At 51.2% G+C, this 17225-nt stretch carries 14 protein-coding genes; 7 read left to right on the top strand and 7 right to left on the bottom strand.

Annotation, left to right across the window (positions count from 1 at the left end; all coding sequences use genetic code 11):
* The first annotated feature begins 8 nt into the window (after positions 1-8).
* From preA to Q9M42_RS14185, 4 genes are all read left to right on the top strand, one after another.
* Entirely contained in the window at positions 9-1286 is a 1278-nt protein-coding gene (preA, locus tag Q9M42_RS14200; RefSeq protein WP_322527118.1) for an NAD-dependent dihydropyrimidine dehydrogenase subunit PreA, read from the top strand.
* Positions 1287-1298: 12 nt separating this feature from the next.
* The gene (gene hydA / locus Q9M42_RS14195) at positions 1299-2723 is read left to right on the top strand and encodes a dihydropyrimidinase (RefSeq protein WP_440972332.1); all 1425 of its coding nucleotides are present in this window, start codon (positions 1299-1301) and stop codon (positions 2721-2723) included.
* A 128-nt stretch (positions 2724-2851) separates the two neighbouring features.
* On the top strand, positions 2852-4321 hold the full coding sequence (locus tag Q9M42_RS14190; RefSeq protein ID WP_322527116.1) for an NCS1 family transporter: 1470 nt from the start codon (positions 2852-2854) through the stop codon (positions 4319-4321).
* Between the two features lie 14 nt (positions 4322-4335).
* Complete coding sequence (locus Q9M42_RS14185; RefSeq protein WP_322527115.1) at positions 4336-4563, top strand: hypothetical protein; 228 nt, start codon at positions 4336-4338, stop codon at positions 4561-4563.
* Between the two features lie 40 nt (positions 4564-4603).
* Here Q9M42_RS14185 and Q9M42_RS14180 read toward each other — a convergent pair whose 3' ends face one another.
* Positions 4604-6226, bottom strand: a complete 1623-nt coding sequence (locus tag Q9M42_RS14180) for a PucR family transcriptional regulator (protein WP_322527114.1) — start codon at positions 6224-6226, stop codon at positions 4604-4606.
* A 221-nt stretch (positions 6227-6447) separates the two neighbouring features.
* Between Q9M42_RS14180 and Q9M42_RS14175 the strand changes: the two genes are divergently transcribed.
* From Q9M42_RS14175 to Q9M42_RS14165, 3 genes are read left to right on the top strand one after another with little or no spacing between them, the layout of a single operon-like run.
* Complete coding sequence (locus tag Q9M42_RS14175; RefSeq protein ID WP_322527113.1) at positions 6448-6984, top strand: biotin transporter BioY; 537 nt, start codon at positions 6448-6450, stop codon at positions 6982-6984.
* Between the two features lie 23 nt (positions 6985-7007).
* Complete coding sequence (locus Q9M42_RS14170) at positions 7008-8417, top strand: AMP-binding protein (RefSeq protein ID WP_322527112.1); 1410 nt, start codon at positions 7008-7010, stop codon at positions 8415-8417.
* Entirely contained in the window at positions 8417-9565 is a 1149-nt protein-coding gene (locus Q9M42_RS14165) for a thiolase family protein (RefSeq protein WP_322527111.1), read from the top strand. The genes Q9M42_RS14170 and Q9M42_RS14165 overlap by 1 nt, the downstream gene beginning before the upstream one ends.
* 44 nt (positions 9566-9609) lie before the next feature.
* Here the strand turns inward: Q9M42_RS14165 and Q9M42_RS14160 are convergent, their stop codons facing one another.
* The 6 genes from Q9M42_RS14160 to Q9M42_RS14135 all read right to left on the bottom strand — a co-directional run bounded on the left by Q9M42_RS14160 (position 9610) and on the right by Q9M42_RS14135 (position 17158).
* A complete protein-coding gene (locus Q9M42_RS14160) occupies positions 9610-10776 on the bottom strand; it encodes a mandelate racemase/muconate lactonizing enzyme family protein (RefSeq protein ID WP_322527110.1) in 1167 nt (388 codons plus the stop codon).
* 12 nt (positions 10777-10788) lie between these two features.
* Positions 10789-12495, bottom strand: a complete 1707-nt coding sequence (locus Q9M42_RS14155; RefSeq protein WP_322527109.1) for an SLC13 family permease — start codon at positions 12493-12495, stop codon at positions 10789-10791.
* 136 nt (positions 12496-12631) lie between these two features.
* Complete coding sequence (locus Q9M42_RS14150) at positions 12632-13342, bottom strand: response regulator (protein ID WP_322527108.1); 711 nt, start codon at positions 13340-13342, stop codon at positions 12632-12634.
* A gap of 1 nt (position 13343) precedes the next feature.
* Positions 13344-14954, bottom strand: a complete 1611-nt coding sequence (gene dcuS / locus Q9M42_RS14145; protein WP_322527107.1) for a DcuS/MalK family sensor histidine kinase — start codon at positions 14952-14954, stop codon at positions 13344-13346.
* A gap of 89 nt (positions 14955-15043) precedes the next feature.
* The gene (gene nei / locus Q9M42_RS14140) at positions 15044-15865 is read right to left on the bottom strand and encodes an endonuclease VIII (protein WP_322527106.1); all 822 of its coding nucleotides are present in this window, start codon (positions 15863-15865) and stop codon (positions 15044-15046) included.
* Between the two features lie 15 nt (positions 15866-15880).
* A complete protein-coding gene (locus Q9M42_RS14135) occupies positions 15881-17158 on the bottom strand; it encodes a PrsW family glutamic-type intramembrane protease (RefSeq protein ID WP_322527105.1) in 1278 nt (425 codons plus the stop codon).
* Positions 17159-17225 lie beyond the last annotated feature (67 nt).

The raw sequence follows: 17225 nt of genomic DNA, 5'->3' as shown, positions 1-17225 counted from the left end.
GTGTTTTCATGGCAGATTTAACGACCAATGTCGCCGGCATCCGTTCCCCAAACCCCTTCTGGCTCGCATCCGCGCCCCCAACCAATAGCGGGTACCAGGTACAGCGCGCTTTCGAAGCAGGCTGGGGCGGTGCTGTGTGGAAAACGATGGGAGACCCGATTCTGAACGTTTCCTCCCGTTTTTCCGCCGTATCATTTGGCGGAAACCAGGTAGCTGGATTCAACAATATTGAGCTGATTTCCGACCGGCCGCTTGAAGTGAACCTGCGGGAAATTGAAGAAACGAAACGTCTTTACCCGGAGCATGCAATTATCGGCTCATTGATGGTGGAGCCAGACCGTGACAAGTGGCATGAAATCGTCAAAAGAGTCGAAGCAGCAGGTGTCGATGGCCTTGAGCTAAACTTTGGCTGTCCGCACGGAATGGCAGAGCGTGGGATGGGGTCAGCGTCCGGCCAGGTGCCGGAGCTCGTCCGCCAGCAGACGGCATGGGTGAAGGAGGTGGCCCGGACGCCGGTGATCGTTAAATTAACACCGAATATCACGGATATTACGTTCACGGCTAAAGCCGCCGTCGAGGGCGGAGCCGATGCCGTCAGCATGATCAATACGATTAACAGCCTTTCCGGAGTCGATCTTGATTCCTGGAATACCATACCGAATGTAGATGGTAAAGGCGCCCACGGCGGCTACTGCGGTCCTGCCGTAAAACCGATCGCTTTGAATATGGTCGGGGAATGCGCCAGAACACCTGGCATCGACGTTCCTATTTCCGGTATGGGTGGCGTGTCCAGCTGGCAGGAAGCCGCGGAGTTTATGCTGATGGGGGCTTCAAACGTCCAAGTGTGTACGGCAGCTATGCATCACGGCTTCCGTATTGTTGAAGATATGATCGACGGCCTCAGCAACTACATGGACGAAAAAGGTCTTGCCTCCCTCGATCAGCTGATCGGGCAGACGGTGCCGAAGTATTCTGACTGGGGTGACCTCGATCTTACCTACCGGGTTGCCGCTAAAATCAATAACGATGTCTGTATTAACTGCAACAAGTGCTACATTGCCTGTGAAGATACGTCCCATCAGTGCATCGATATGCTGAAGGACGAAGATGGCAACGATATACTGCGGGTGCGCGAAGATGACTGCGTCGGCTGTAACCTATGCTCCATCGTCTGTCCAGTGGATGGTGCCATCGATATGGTGGAAGTTGCCAGAAAGATCGGAGATGAGCCGATGACATGGAACGAACGCCAGCAGCTGATGGCAGGTGCCGGATCTAATCAATAACAGGAGGAGATTATTTTGGCAAAAACGATTATCAAAAATGGAACCATTGTGACAGCGAGCGACGAATATGAGGCAGATATTCTTATCGAAGATGAAAAAATCACAACTATCGGCAAAAATCTCCAGGAGGCCGAGGCAGAAATCGTCGACGCCTCCGGCCAGTACATTTTCCCGGGAGGAGTGGATCCGCACACCCACCTCGAAATGCCGTTTGGAGGCACCGTTTCCAGGGATGACTTCGAAAGCGGGTCCATCGCTGCCGCTTTTGGCGGAACAACGAGCGTGATCGACTTCTGCCTGACAAGCAAGGACAAACCGCTCAGCTCCTCGATTCAGGGATGGCACGATAAATCCCAGGGACGTTCCGTGATTGATTACGGCTTTCACCTAATGATTACTCAAATGAATGAAGATGTGCTTGACCAGCTTCCTTCGATCATTCAAAACGACGGGATTACATCCTTTAAGGTGTTTATGGCTTACAAAAATGTCTTCCAGGCCGATGACGAAACGCTTTACCGCACGCTGCTTGCTGCCAAAGAGCTCGGGGCGCTCGTCATGGTACATGCCGAAAACGGCGACGTGATTCAGCACTTAACCGAAGAAGCACTCGCTGCCGGCAACACCGAGCCTATTTATCACGCCCGCACCCGTCCGTCTGAAATCGAAGGGGAAGCGACCGGCCGCGCAGCCCGCTTCACCGGGCTTGCTGACTCTCAGCTGTATGTCGTTCACGTTTCCTGCGCTGATGCCGCAGAAGAAATCCGCAAAGCACGCCGCAAGGGCGCCAATGTCTGGGGCGAAACGTGCCCGCAGTACCTCGTGCTTGATGAAAGCTACATGGACCAGCCCGGATTCGAAGGCGCCAAGTATGTATGGAGCCCGCCGCTTCGTGAAAAATGGAACCAGGAGGAGCTCTGGACGGCGATTAAAAACGGAGATCTGTCAACCATCGGCTCCGATCAGTGCTCGTTTGACTTTAACGGCCAGAAGGACCTTGGCAAGGACGACTTCACAAAAATTCCAAACGGCGGTCCGATGATTGAAGACCGGATGAGTATTCTTTACTCAGAAGGAGTAGCCAAAGGCAGAATTTCGCGCCAGCAGTTTGTTGATATTACCTCGACAAAAAGCGCCAAGCTGTTTGGTCTCTATCCGGACAAGGGAACAATCGCTGTTGGCGCTGATGCCGACCTTGTGCTGTTCAATCCGGATGAGAGCCGGACCATTTCGGTCAAAACGCAGCACATGGCGGTTGATTACAACGCCTTTGAAGGCATGGAGGTGCAGGGCGTGATTGAGTCCACCATGGTACGCGGCCGCTTTGTTGTACGCGACCGGAAGCTGGAGGGTGAACCGGGGTACGGGAAATACATGAAGCGCAAGCCTTTCGCTTTAGGAAGCAGCTCCAAAACTGCCGCCTCCACATTAGTGTAGTATACCCGGGGTCTTTTCTTCCCCTTCTTCCTCTGTTTCTTCAGGACTGGTGATCGTCTTTGACGGCTCAGGTATATTGTTTACCCGCAGGTAAAAATTTCAAGAAACAGAAAGGATGACGATGACTCATGAAAGATAACAGCTACTTAAAATCTCCGGACCTGATGCCGGTGGGCCATGATAAACGGAAAATCAGCACCTTCGGCTTTGCCGTTATGTGGGTCGGAATGGCGGTCGTCCTGGCTGCCTTTGCCATCGGCGGAGAAGGCGTCTCCTCCCTTCCTCTCGGCTGGGTTATCTTCGCTTCCCTGATCGGGTGTGTAGCTATCGGGCTGTTTATTACGATCGTCGGTGATATCGGCATTGAACACGGGTTGTCCTTTCCTGTCTATATGCGGGCCCCCTTCGGTACGATCGGCACGCATCTCCCCTCTGTGACCAGAGGCATTGCCGCCTCGTTCTGGTTCGGGATCAACACATACTTCGGCTCCACCGCGATGAACGGCATTTTAAATATATTGACCGGCTTTGATAACTGGGCCGTCTGTTACGCCCTGTTCGCCGGCGCCCAGCTGATCAATACGGCCATTGGCATCAAGGCTGTGGAACGGTTTGCTGACTTTGCCGCCCCCGCGATCATTCTGATTTCGATATGGATGTACATTGTTCTTACCGGTGAAGCATCCGCCCAGGGAACGAACGTATGGAACTGGGACGGCATCGAGGTCGGAGCAGGCTCTGCGGTAACTGCTTTTGTGATCGTTATCTTTGCCAACATGGGATTTTGGAGTACACTCGCGACAGATATCCCTTCGCTGAGCCGTTATATTAAAGCTCCGAAATATGAACGCAACTGGTTTAAAAGAAACCGCGGCACGATGGTCGGAAGCATGATCGCCCTTCCCCTTGTGCAGACATTCATGGTAGTCATCGGCGCCATCTGCTTTATTGCCCTCGGCAATTTTGATCCGGTCGTAGCTCTTCAAGAGACAGCCGGCGGGCTCGTACTCGCAGTGCTTCTGCTCATGATTGTGCTCGCCCAGTGGTCCACCAACACCAGTGCAAACGTTATTTCTGCAGCGACGATTTTTTCCAACGTTGGCGGGCCGAAAATTCCGTTCTTTGTAGGTGTGTTTATGGCGGGTATTATCGGGACTGCTGCCCAGCCATGGTTAATTTTCAGCTTACTTGACACTGTCCTTCTCATCGTAGGCGGCGTCCTCTCCGCCGTTGTTGGTATTTTAGTAGCAGACTACTATGTTCTAAGAAAACGCCGGGTGAACGTACCGGACCTCTACAAGCACACCGGCCAGTACCGTTACTTTAAAGGGATCAACGCCGCCGGCCTGATTTCCTGGGCCGTCGGAGGTGCCGTCGCTATTTTCTTCATCAACTTTTCTTTTATTGCCGGGTTCTTTGCCGGGGGCATCTGCTATTACTTCCTCGCTAAGTACTGGTGGTTCAAAAAGTATAAGCAGGTGGAAATCGAAGATCCGAGCGATGATAAATACCTCGGTATCACCGTTGGAAGAGACTGGGAAGTTCCTGCAGACGAAGCAGAAGAAGAAGTCAGACCAGATGTTGCCAGCATGAAATAGGAGGGGCGCCGCTTATGAAAGAACACGAGCACTTTTTAATTGAAAAAGAGCAGATTGACAGCCTGCTGAACGATGGCTTTTCCATCGGAGGTGTATCGGAAAACCTCGAGGGCACGTTTGTCCGCTTTCAAAAGGATACCGAAACCTTTACTCTTCACCTCGAAAGCCCGGACGCCCGCAAATATTTTGCCTTTTTGTTAAAGCAGCGGGCCGCCAGTACTTCTTCGGAAAGTTTATCTTAGCAGGATCAAAAAGAAGGAAGCCGCGGCTTCCTTCTTTACGTTATTCAACACTCCCGTATTTGTATTCGTACGCATGGATGGCCAGTTCAATCGAAAGCCGCTTCGGCGCTTCCAGAATATCCTCCCCCAGCAGCTCCTGAATTTTATCCAGACGGTGATACAGCGTCTGACGGACGACAAACAGCCGCTTCGCTGTCGCCTGCTTGGATCCGAAGCATTCCAAATATACTTTTAATGTCTGCAGCAGGCGGACATTTTTTTGAGCATCGTACGAGATCACCTCACCGAGATAATCCTGGATATAATCCTCAAGATCCCCCTGCTGCTCCATATAATGCACCGTGCGGAGAAGATGAAGGTTTTCATAAAATGGCATCGGCAGCCGGCCGATTTTCCGCTGAATCGTCATCGTTTCCTTCGCCGTCTCAAAGCTCCGCCCTATTTGGAACGTTTGTTTTAAACACTTCCCGAACGCTGCGAAATCATAAAGCTGTTTATCTTCCAGGGCCTCTGTTTTCCGCAGCTGCTCAAACGCTTTATACATCCGTTTGGAAAATGATTCCTGTTTTGATCTGACAGTGTCAAGCAGTACATACACCGGTCCCTGAGGCAGTACAGTGGATAAAAACAGTATTTGTTTTTCCTCAAAGGCTGCTCTTGCCACCATCGCTTTTTGCACATACCAGGCTTCGAGCGCTGACGCAGAGAGTGGCAGGTGCGACGTCTCCATCACACATACACAGGCCTCTGAAAATTCCTCACGCCCATAGTGACTGATTAGATGACGGCGCAGCTTTTCCTCTTGATGGTCACCGTTCAGCCATTCGTGGATCCACATCTCATCCCGGTATCGTTTCCGCTCCTCCATATAAGCTGTGCGCATTACCTCCTGAGCCACCGCTGTCGCACACCGGTCCACGGCCAGTTCTTCAAACGACGTTAGCTCCCGGCCGCTTCCATATACAACAATATCGGCGAAATACTGATCAAGGACCATGATCGGCTTGTGCATTACAAATTCCCTGTCCTCTGTTTTGTTCTCAAGCCACCGGCTGACGAACTGCTGCTCGCGTGCCGCTGTGATTTCGGGAACGAATTCACTTTCCCCCTGCACCGGAAGATAAAACAGCTCCAGTTCCGTCTGGGCGCGCAGCTCTTGCAGAAGTTCCCCCACCCCGCGACCGTTCAAAAGCATCTGGTTAAATGTCTGGGACAATATTTCAAGATCCCGCATCAGGGTATACTGCCTATGAATAAAAAACGCATGCAGGTCCTGCGTAATGTCCACATAGCGCACCTGCTCATGAAATAAAATCAGCGGAAAATCACAGGCTTCTGCTCTTTGCAGCATCGCTTCCGGCAGCCGGTCCGTATATGTACCCAGCTCGATACAAAGCCCTGCGGCACCGCTCTCAATCAGCTGATTTAAAAAAGCCAGGGAGAGCTCTTCGTCATTATGCCAGCCTACACCAGTCGTTAAAATCAATTCTTTTCCGTTCAACAGCTGCTCCACCTCAGCTACTTCGATGACGTGCACCCATTCAACCGTCCGTTTTAAGGCCTCTCCGCTTCCAATAAACGTAATATTCTGAAATATTGGCCGCTCCAATATTTCTTTTAACGTAATATGTTTGGCGGCAGTTGATTCATATACTTGCTGCACAGCGATTCCTCCTGTTAAAAGTATATTTTTTCTTTATTATAATTGTTCTATTGGCACCATAGCGGCTCGGTGTGACATTTTGTCACACTGTTTCTTCCTGCCTCCGCCTTTCTGCTGACCCCGATTTAACAAATTGACTATCTTTCGTAAACCATTTTTTAAATCAAGTTGACAAATTGCTGATTTCTTTCTATCCTTAGAAATCAGTGAGGTGAACATAGATGCGTATACAAAAAATTATTTATACGGCTTTATTTGCAGCAATTATCGCAGCTTTAGGCATTGTGCCGCCAATTCCGCTTCCATTCAGTCCGGTGCCAATTACCCTGCAGACCCTCGGTGTCATGCTTGCAGGCTCTCTGCTCGGTGCGAGATACGGCGGCCTCAGCATACTGCTGTTTGTCGTACTCGTGATGATAGGACTGCCACTGCTCGCCGGCGGACGCGGCGGTGCCGGAGTATTATTCGGTGCAGGCGGCGGCTACATTTTAAGCTGGCCGATCGGGGCATTTATCATTGGCTGGATCGCCCATTCTTTCAAGAAGCCGTCGTTTCCAAAGTATTTGTTTGCCAATATCGTCGGCGGTATTGTTGTCATTTATGCCGGCGGGGTAACCTACTTATCGTTTTTAATAAACATACCGTGGACCACTGCCGCCATTCAGGCACTCGCTTTTCTGCCGGGAGATATTTTTAAAGCGGTGGTTGCCGGCTTTGTGGCAGTCAGGCTGAACAAGCAGCACAAAATCAGGCTTTAGCGCCGAGAGGGGGAGGACTTTAAATGATCGGCCAGGCTATCACCCGGCATGCTGATTCTAACCCTGACGGGACGGCGCTTTTTTACTCGAAATGTTCCATCAGCTGGCGGGAGCTGCACGAAACCATTAACCACCGGCGGAGTCAGCTGCAAGCTGCTTACGGCCCGTTTTTTCAAAAGCAGATTGCTTTTGCACTTCAGGATCCTCTAGAGCAGCTGTATATGTTTTTTGCGGTCGTGTCTGGAGGCGGGATTGCTGTGCCAGTGGATGCAATGCTGGACAGCGCCACGAAAGCTTCTCTTCTTTCCTCCTCCAGGCCCATCCTTTTCGTTTCAGAAACTGAAGAGACCGGAATTCCGGTACCTTCATTGATGCTTGCAGACGTTACCGGCACTGAGGCGTATCCGTCCGCGCCCTCTGCGTTCTGCGAAGAAACCGATTTGTTTTACGGTGCCTGCACGTCAGGTTCCTCGGGGAGCCCAAAGGTATGCCTTCGGAGCCATCGTTCCTGGCTGAAAAGCTTTGAAGCGGACGAGCAGCTTTTTCCGTTTCAGGATAACGAACGCGTACTGATTACCGGAAAGCTCTCCCACTCTCTCTTTTTGTACGGTGCCGTCCGTATGCTCGAAAACGGCCACACCGTTGTTCTGCCCGCCCGACACTCACCCCGGGCGTTTGACCGGATGGTGGACGAGCAGCAGATTACAGTATTGTACGCTGTACCTACCACGCTCCGCTGGCTTCTCAGCCACTCCTTTCTCCCTTCTCCCTCGGTCAGACTTATCATTACGGGAGGAGAAAAATGGTTCCCTGCCGATAATCAAAAAGCATTCGCCCGATTTCCTTCTGCGGATCTGTATGAATTCTACGGCAGTGCAGAAACCAGCTTTATCAGTGCCTTAAACCATCGTGCAGAACAGGTCAGCACTTCCTGCACCGGCCGCCTTTTTCCTTTGGTGGAAGTCGCAGCTTCCCGGGACTCCGGAGAATTAATCATAACAAGCCCGTTTTTATTCAGCGGCTATGCCGGAGATGAGTCTTTTCATTCTCCCTCTTCGGTTGCTACCGGAGATATTGGCTGCGTCGATGAGGAAGGATTTCTTTATATTACTGGCCGCCGGAGCGGCAAGATCGTCAGCCGCGGGCGTAATATTTATGCGGAAGAAATTGAACAGGTACTCATGAGCCACCCGGACGTTGACCAGGCAGTCGCTTTTGGCGTACAGGATGCTTTTCAGGGGGAAAAGATTGCTGCGCTGTATACTGGAAGGGCTGGCTCCGGCAAAGTGCAGGCACACTGCCGAAAACAGCTCCCCGCTTATAAAATACCTGCATGCCGGCATATGGACCGTCTTCCCGTACTTGGCAGCGGCAAAATCGACCGGTCGCGGGTGCAGAAGTATTACGAAGCTTCATTTAAAGGAGAGCGGTAATGATGACTGAGCCTGTCTATATTATTGATGCCAAACGGAGCCCTGTACATCATGTGAACGGGACGTTTTCCCAATTGGAGCCGGAACAGCTGACGGCGCCGCTGTATAAGCATTTCCAGGTCCATCACGGGATAAATGACCGGGTCCCGGCTGACGAAGTTTTTATAGGAAATGCAGTTGGTCCGGGCGGTAACCTTGCCCGGCTCAGTCTGCTTGAAGCCGGATATGATATGTCTGTTCCCGGCGTAACAGTGGACCGCCAGTGCGGTTCAGGCCTTGAAGCTGTGCATCAGGGGTTCCGGCATCTGCAGGCCGGCGCCGCGGATACCGTTCTTGCCGGCGGAGTGGAAAGCACAAGCCGGGCCCCGAAGCGCTCCTTTTTCGCCTCGGAAGCCTACCCGGTCTCCGCCACGCAGGAAAGAGCCCGCTTTTCTCCAAAGTTTATCGGAGATCCTGATATGGGGGAAGCCGCGGAAACGGTAGCTGAAGCCTACAGCATTTCCCGCGCAGAGCAGGACGCCTTTGCCGAACGAAGCTACAGGCTTTCGTGGGAGGAAGCAGCAAAGCCGGATATTGCCCGGGAAATCATTCCGGTGAGCACCATCCAGGCAGACGCCGAGCTTCGTTCTCCAGATAAAATGTCCAAAATCATCCGCCGGGCCCCCTCTGTTTTCCAGGAAAACGGGACAGTCACCGCTGCCAACTCCTCCCGGATCAGTGACGGAGCGGCACTCACGCTGATGGCAAGTCGCTCCTCCTGCCGGCAGCACGGACTTGAGCCTGCGCTTGAAATCATCGATGCCGCCGCAGTCGGTGTCGATCCGACGATGCCAGGCGTCGGTCCGGTGCCTGCTGCACGCCGGCTGCTGGAGCGAAATCGTTTGTCTGTATGGGACATTTCCGTATGGGAATGCAATGAAGCGTTTGCCTCCCAGGTGCTTGCCTCTGCATTTCAACTCGGCATTCCACCTGAGCGGCTGAATACAGCCGGAGGTGCCATTGCTCAGGGGCACCCGTATGGCGCATCGGGGGCGATTCTTGTTGCCCGGCTGATGCGGCTGATGCAAAACGGCAATCTTCCGCTCGGCGTGGCCATGATTGGAATCGGAGGCGGGCTTGGACTAGCCAGCCTGTACCGGCTTTTATAATAAAAACAGCCTGCACTCATCAAAGGATGAATGCAGGCTTTCTTTTACTGCAGCATAGAGCGCAGCAGCGTATAAAGATTATTCTTTGCTTCAAAGCCGATGCCTGGAACCTCAGGCAGCTGTACATAACCATTTTCCACCGGATAGTCATCAGCGAATCCACCGAATGGCTCAAAGCCGCCGGGATAGGATTCATTGCCGCCAAGACCGAGTCCGGCTGCAATATTAAGCGACATCTGGTGACCGCCGTGGGGTATGCACCTTCTCGACGACCAGCCGTTTGCTTCCATCATACTGAGTGTGCGCATATATTCCACCAAACCGTAGCTGAGAGCGCAGTCAAACTGCAGATAGTCCCGGTCCGGCCGCATGCGACCATAGCTGATTAAATTTCGTGCATCCTGCATGGAAAACAGGTTTTCACCGGTCGCCATCGGATGGGAATAGTAGCGGCTCAATGTATTTTGAAGAGCGTAATCAAGCGGGTCACCCGCTTCTTCGTACCAAAACAGCCCATATGGCTCGAGCGCTTTTGCATAGGCAATCGCTTCATCCAAATCAAAGCGTCCGTTCGCATCCACCGCCAGCTTGCCCGGGTCGCCGGTCACCTCAATGACTGCTTCGATGCGTTTAATGTCCTCCTCAATCGACGAGCCACCTATTTTCATCTTCACCACCGAATAGCCGGCCTCCAAGTACGTACGCATCTCCTGCTGAAGAGCATCGAGCCCTTTTCCAGGCTGGTAGTAGCCGCCGGCAGCATATACAAATACACTGCTGTCTGCCCTTCCATTTCTATACCTTTCGGCAAGCAGCTGATACAGCGGCTTTTCTTCAATTTTTGCCACCGCATCCCATATCGCCATATCGATGACTCCGACAGCCACGGAGCGTTCCCCGTGGCCGCCAGGCTTTTCGCCGGTCATCAATACATTCCAAATTTTAAAGGGATCCAGGTTTTCCCCGTCATCGCTCGCAATATCCTGCTCAGAGGCTTCCAGCAGCCGGGGAATAAACCGCTCGCGCAACAGTCCGCTCGGAGCATACCGCCCGTTGGAGTTAAACCCGTAACCCACAACCGGTTTTCCGTTCTTTATTACGTCGGTTTTGATTGCGATAACAGAAACATTCATTTTACTGAAATCAATAAACGCGTTACGAATATCCGATTTGATCGGCACCGCCTGCTCTTCTACCTGTACGATTTTCACCACGGGTCCTCCTTAGTTGTTACGGAACGAGTCGGGTACGGTGGTCAAATCGATGCCCCATAGGACCGGCAGAACCGAGTACACTAACACGGTAATCATTATAATCGCGATAATGTTCAGCCAGAACCCGTTTTTCACCATGTCGATAATCCGTATTTTCCCGCTACCGAAAATGATGGCGTTTGGCGGAGTACCAACCGGCAGCATGAACGCGCAGTTTGCAGCCATCGCACACGGAACCATCAGCGCAAACGGGTGGACTTGAATAGCCAGTGCCAGAGAGGCTACCAACGGGATGATCATTGTTCCTGTAGCCGTATTGGAAGTGATTTCTGTTAAGAACAATACGAGCGTGGCAGAAACAAGAATAACGAGGATAATATTTAACCCTTCAAGAACAGTTAAGCTGTTACCGATCCATTCGGCCAGATCTGTTTCGCTGAACCCGGCAGCAATAGCGAGACCGCCCCCGAATAACAGCAGAATGCCCCACGGAATTTCTCTGGAATCGCTCCAGACGAGCACTCTCGGATCCTTTTGTTCCTTCGTGGCAGGAATCAAAAACAGCAGAACCGTAGCGATCATAGCAATGGATCCGTCGCTAAGCCCTTCCAATCCAACGATGCTTTCCCAAAAAAAGGAACGTGTTATCCACATCGTAGCGGCAAAAACGAACACAGCCATTACAATTTTCTCTTCGTATTTCATCGCCCCAAGCTTTGTTCTTTCCGCCTGAATCATATCACGGCCGCCCGGAATAGTCGAAAAGCCGACGTTGTACGCAAAGCGGGTCAGGTAAAACCATACCAGCAGTAAGAAAACAGCTACAATCGGCGCACCGAACATTATCCACTGCGCGAAGGAAATCTGCTGCCCGAACAGCTCTTCCGACTGTGCGGCCAGTATGCTTAGCGGCGGCGTCCCGATCAGTGTACCGAGACCGCCGACCGTGCCCGCGTAACCAACACCGAAAATAAGCGCTTTTTCGAATTTTTTCACTTCTGATTCGGAATCCTGCTCTCCTTTGAGAGCTTCGGATACCTGATACGTAATCGCAAGCGCGATTGGCAGCATCATCATCGTGGATGCTGTGTTGGATACCCACATGGATAAAAACCCTGTGGCTACCATAAATCCAAGGATAATACGATTCGTGCTCGTACCGATAACCGCTATAATAAACAGCGCGATCCTCTTATGTAGGTTCCATTTTTCCATGGCGTAGGCAATGAAGAAACCACCTAAGAACAAGAAAATGATATCGTTACCGTAAGCAGAAACGACGGTGTCTCCGTCTAGTCCCCCAGTAATCGGCAAAAGAACAATCGGCAGTAATGAAGTCGCCGGGATAGGAATTGCTTCGGTGATCCACCAGGTGGCAATCCAAAGCGTCACAGCAAGAACTGCTTTTCCTTCATAGCTCAGCCCGGAAGGATCCAAAAATAACATGGTAATTAGAAATAATAATGGCCCTAAAATAAGTCCTACGAGCTGGGGACGTTTGTAGGCGGGATCATGCCCTCCATCGTCTCCTCCATCGTTTCCTCCCCCACCGTCGCCGCCACGGTTTTGATCGCGGCCTGCAGTAGAAGGGTCCTGGATCTCTTCTTCCTTGTGTCGTGTCGGTTCCCGGTCAGTTTGAAACACATTCAGCAGTTTTTTTGTCTGCCGGTGGGAACTCCACAATGTTTTCCAACCGGAAGCAACCATATTCTTCATCCTTCTCACCTCTAACTTTTCAGATTATTGAAAGCGCTTGCTGACTAATATAATAAAGTTTTGATTTTTTGTATACATTTTGTAAGTAAGCACATACTTTTGTAAACAAAATAACCAAAACTGACAGCCTTTTTCCTTACTTTTCCATCCAGTCTTTAAGTATTTCTACCTGTTCCGGAGGCATCGTGTACTGCTGCAGCGGCCTGCCGCTTCCCGCATAATTCATCGTTATTTTAAGCACCCCTTCTCCCTCTAGAAAAGCGAGGTACTTCCGCACGGACACTCTTGAAATGCCCGTACTTTCTGCGAGTCCCTGCGTCGTAAAGGTGCTGCCGGCATGCTTCAGAATCTCTTCGCCGACAATCCGGAAGGTTTCTGTCGTCAGGCCCTTGGGCAGCTCCTGCTCCTCCTGTGTGCCCTTATTGGCTAAAAATAGCTGATCCACATCCTCCTGCCCCCATTCCTTTTTTGTCCCGGAGGCCTTCTGCCATTCCTTTACATTGATTAACGCTTCCCGGAAACGCTCAAAGTGAAACGGTTTAATCAGGTAATCCGTACAGCCAAGCCGTTTGGCCCGCTGTAGGGAGGAGGTGTCATTGGCCGACGTAATTGCTATCACGTCCACCGGGATTTGTTCTTTTCGCAGCTCCTCCAGAAGATCAAGACCATTTTCTTTACTTAAATACACGTCCAAGAGCACAATATCAATCGCTTCTGCACGAAGCATCTCTTTTGCCTTCGCCAGGTTTTCCGCATGCCCCGCTACGTCAAACCCCGGGACCCGTTCAACATACATGCGGTTAAATTTAGCTACCATCGGGTCATCTTCGACCATTAATACTCTCATTTCATTTCTCCCTCTCTATTGGTATCTGTACATCAAAGGCTGTTCCTTCTCCCGGGTGGGAATCGATAAACACTTCTGCTTCTAGCGTATCGAGGGAACGCTTCGTATTGTACATGCCAAAGCCCCGGCCTTCACCTTTCGTCGAGTATCCCCGTTCAAACAGTTCTGCCTGGGTCTTCTCATCCATCCCCCGCCCGTTATCCTCGATTTGGAAGCCGAGATAGCTGTTCTCTTCGTAAAGATGCATAAACAAATGAGGGGCCGGCGTATGCTTCATCGCGTCACGGGCATTGTCGATCAGATTGCCGATAATCGTGATCATATGGTCGGTCCATTCAGGATCAGCCATCGCTGGCCACATCCCGCTTCCCGACAGCTCTACTTCGATGCCATTTTCCTGCAGGTTGGATATTTTATTCATTAAATAACCGGCAAGCACCGGATCCTTTACATATGCGGTCACCCATCCGACCTCCTGGCGGTAGTTGCTTGAAATGCTCATCACATAGTCGTCGAGCTCTTCATACGACTCCGTCTGGATCATGGCCGAAATGACGTGAAGCTTGTTCATAAACTCATGGGACTGGGCCCTGAGCGTCTCTGCATAGGTTCTGGCCCCGGACAGCTGCTCGACGAGCCGTGTGAGTTCATCCTTGTTTCGGAAAGTAGCCACCGCTCCAAGCAGAGTGGCATCGGAAACCACCGGCATGCAGCTCACAATAATTTCTACGTCTTTCAGCTGCTGGACCTGGTCAAGCTCCTGCTCTTTAGTCTGCAGCACCCTTTTCAGGAGAGAATCGGCAAAGAAATAGGATATATCTTTTCCGATCGGGTCTTCTTCGGCGCCGGCTTCCGCGAACAGTTCCCTGGCCGCGTCGTTGGCCAGAATCACCGTGCCGCTGCTGTTGACAGCAAGTACGCCTTCCCGCACCGAGGACATAATTGCCTCCCGCTGTTCAAGCACCTGCGATATTTCAAGCGGCTCGAGCCCGTGCATCGTTTTTTTGATCCGACGTGCCAGCCAGAAAGCGCCAATGACACCGGCAGCAAGACCGATACCGCTTCCGAGAACCAGCGTCTGCTGGTCTGCCCAGATATCTTCCTGAATACTGTCAGTCAGAATGCCCACGGAGGTGACTCCGATCTGTTCGCCCCCCTCCATCACCGGTACAAATGCCCGCATGGAGACGCCGAGCGTTCCCTCAGCCGTTGATACATACGTTTTGCCGTTTAAAGCCTCTGTTTCATCTCCACCGGCAAATTCCTCACCGATTCTGTTTTCGCGCTGGTGCGTATAACGCACGCTGTTCATATCCATGACGACAATATATTCCATGTCTGTTGCTTCCTGCACTTCTTTTGTATATTCCTGGAGACTCCCACCCTGTTCACCAGCCTGCAGTGCTTCAGCTGCTTCCGGCGAATGGCTGACAGCCTCGGCAATGTTCAATGCTTTTTCTGCCTGCTGCTCCCGAACATCGTCAGCAGTATCTACGGCAACGATGATTCCGGTAATGCAAAGCGCAATCAGCATCACTGCAGAAATCAACAAGGTAATCCATGTTACGAGCTTTAACGGTTTAGTTCGCTTATCCCCCACCATATCCCCCATCACTGCTGCAAATACTTATGTTTAGTAACATATTTATTATGCAGGGAGCAGTTCTTTTTTTCAAATGAAGGTGATGGCGGTCGCACCGTTTATTTTTGCTGGCAGGTCGGACAGTAATAGCAGCGTCTTGAGCCGGCAGTGAAACGGATAATTTCCGTACCATCCACCCGGCACGGCTGCCCACCGCGGTTGAACACCCAGTGCCTGTACTCGCTGTATGTTTTTCCTTCTGCCTTTGCCCGCTCAACGACTGACTTATCAGTTGTTATTCCTTTATGTTTATAGGACCGTTCTATTAATATCAGCAGTTCTTCAGCCAGATTCCGAACCTGCCCGTCACTTAAATCGGCGGGCCGCTGATCCGGATAGACACCAGCCGCAAACAATATTTCGCTGCGCAAATAATTACCGATGCCCCCGACAAAATGCTGATCAAGCAGAAGTGACGTCAGGCGACGATTCCGAAACTTTTTATCCAGGGTACGCTCCACAATCATATCTGCTGTTACTTTCTCGCTGAGCGGATCCGGCCCGACCTTCGAGACAAACGGGTGATCCCAGATTTCTTCTGTCGGCATAATTTCCACATCCGAGGCGCTGTATAACAGTGCGGACTGCTTTTCGTTGTGCAGAGCGAGCCGGAGCTGCCGTTTTGTTTTCGGGTACGTGTAGCTGTTTTTAACATACCATCTTCCGTACAGCTGATTGTGGGAATAAATAGTATAGCCACTGTTCAGGTGGATGAGCATCGCTTTTCCTTTTGTCGCCACCTCGTTGACATTTGACCCCAAAAGCAGATTTTCATAAGTCTTTAATCGTTCAAACGCCGTATACATCTCGATGATCGGTCCCTTTTGCAGGGCTTTTTCCACTTTATCGGCTTCCCGCCGTATCTCTGGTCCTTCAGGCATGTCGCTGTTCGCTCCTTATTCTTTTTTATCTTTTCGGCCCATTCGTGACCTCGTCTGTCCCCGGGACATTGCTTCGGCTTCCAGTTCTTCTTCGACGGCCCGCTCCGGCTTTTTTCCATTTGTATGCAAAGCCGCAATCTGCCGAAGACCAGCCTGAATCATCGTCAAAATCAAATACCAGGCCACTGCGATCAAAATCAGCTGGACAAAACGGCTGTCAGGGAATAACGCAATAGGCATATCCCATACCGCGTGTAGAAGCACTGGAATAATAAAGATTTTCAAAAACTGCCGGTCCGCCACATGCTTTCTCTGGAGCGGCTCGTCTCGCTTCACGAGCAGCAGGGCAGCGCCAATAATGGCACCCCATACAACGTGCCCGCCAATCGACAGCCAGCCGCGTTCAAAAATAACGTCGATCATTACGCCAGTCCCGTACTGCAGGCCGAAATTAAGCGCATAGCCGGCGGATTCAAAGGCAGCGAAGCCTGCACCGACAGCAGCACCGATTAAGAGCCCGTTCAGAATATACTTTACCTGCGTTTTCTTAATTAAGTATGCGATAATAATCAGCTTTCCCACTTCTTCGACCACACCGATGACGATAGCGCTGAAGAACCCAATTTCACCGATGGGGATAAAGGAATACAAAATCAGCGTGACAAAAATCGACGCCACTCCGCCGACGAAAAACATCTGCAGCAGACGAAGCATACTGATATTTCTCGGCGCATTCAGTTCGTAAAAAAATACAACGAGTGCAAACGGTGCAGCAAATGAACCGATGGCGATCATGCCGGGAATTGTCAAAACATTGCCGAAGAACAGCGTGCATCCATATAAAATCAAATACGTGATCACAAGCACCAGAAGTACACGCGAAAACAGCCACGGCTTTGGCCACGACAGTGGAATCTCCTGCTCGTTGGGTGTTGTCAGAGAAGTACCGGAAATAAACACAAGCTCTGCTTCTTCCCTTGAGTGCCGCTTAAACACGTTGGAGAACAGATTTTTCAGATGAAAATCTGCAGATCCTTCTTCTCCGACATATTGATTAATCCGGGTCGAAGCCCGGATAAAAGCGCTTCTCGCCTGATCTCCCGGATGTTCTTCATCCTCCACCAATGCTTCAACAAGGACCGTACGACTGAGTGGAAGCCATCGCCCACCGGTAGCTTCTGACCATACAAGGGTTTTAGCACCAATTTGCTTTTCATCGATTAATGCCCGCATCTGTGGACTCGACAGCGGGCCATGCTCTTCGTCGTTCTTTCTATAGTACCAGTAATCCATAGACCTTCCCTCCTGCCTGACTTTCTCCAATTACTCTCATTTTACCCGAATGCCGTGAATCATAAGC

Source organism: Marinococcus luteus (assembly GCF_034497705.1).
In the GTDB taxonomy this organism is placed as follows: Bacteria; Bacillota; Bacilli; order Bacillales; family Marinococcaceae; genus Marinococcus; species Marinococcus luteus_A.
Note: the sequence above shows the minus strand (reverse complement) of the source record. Positions and strands in the feature narration are given on the sequence as shown.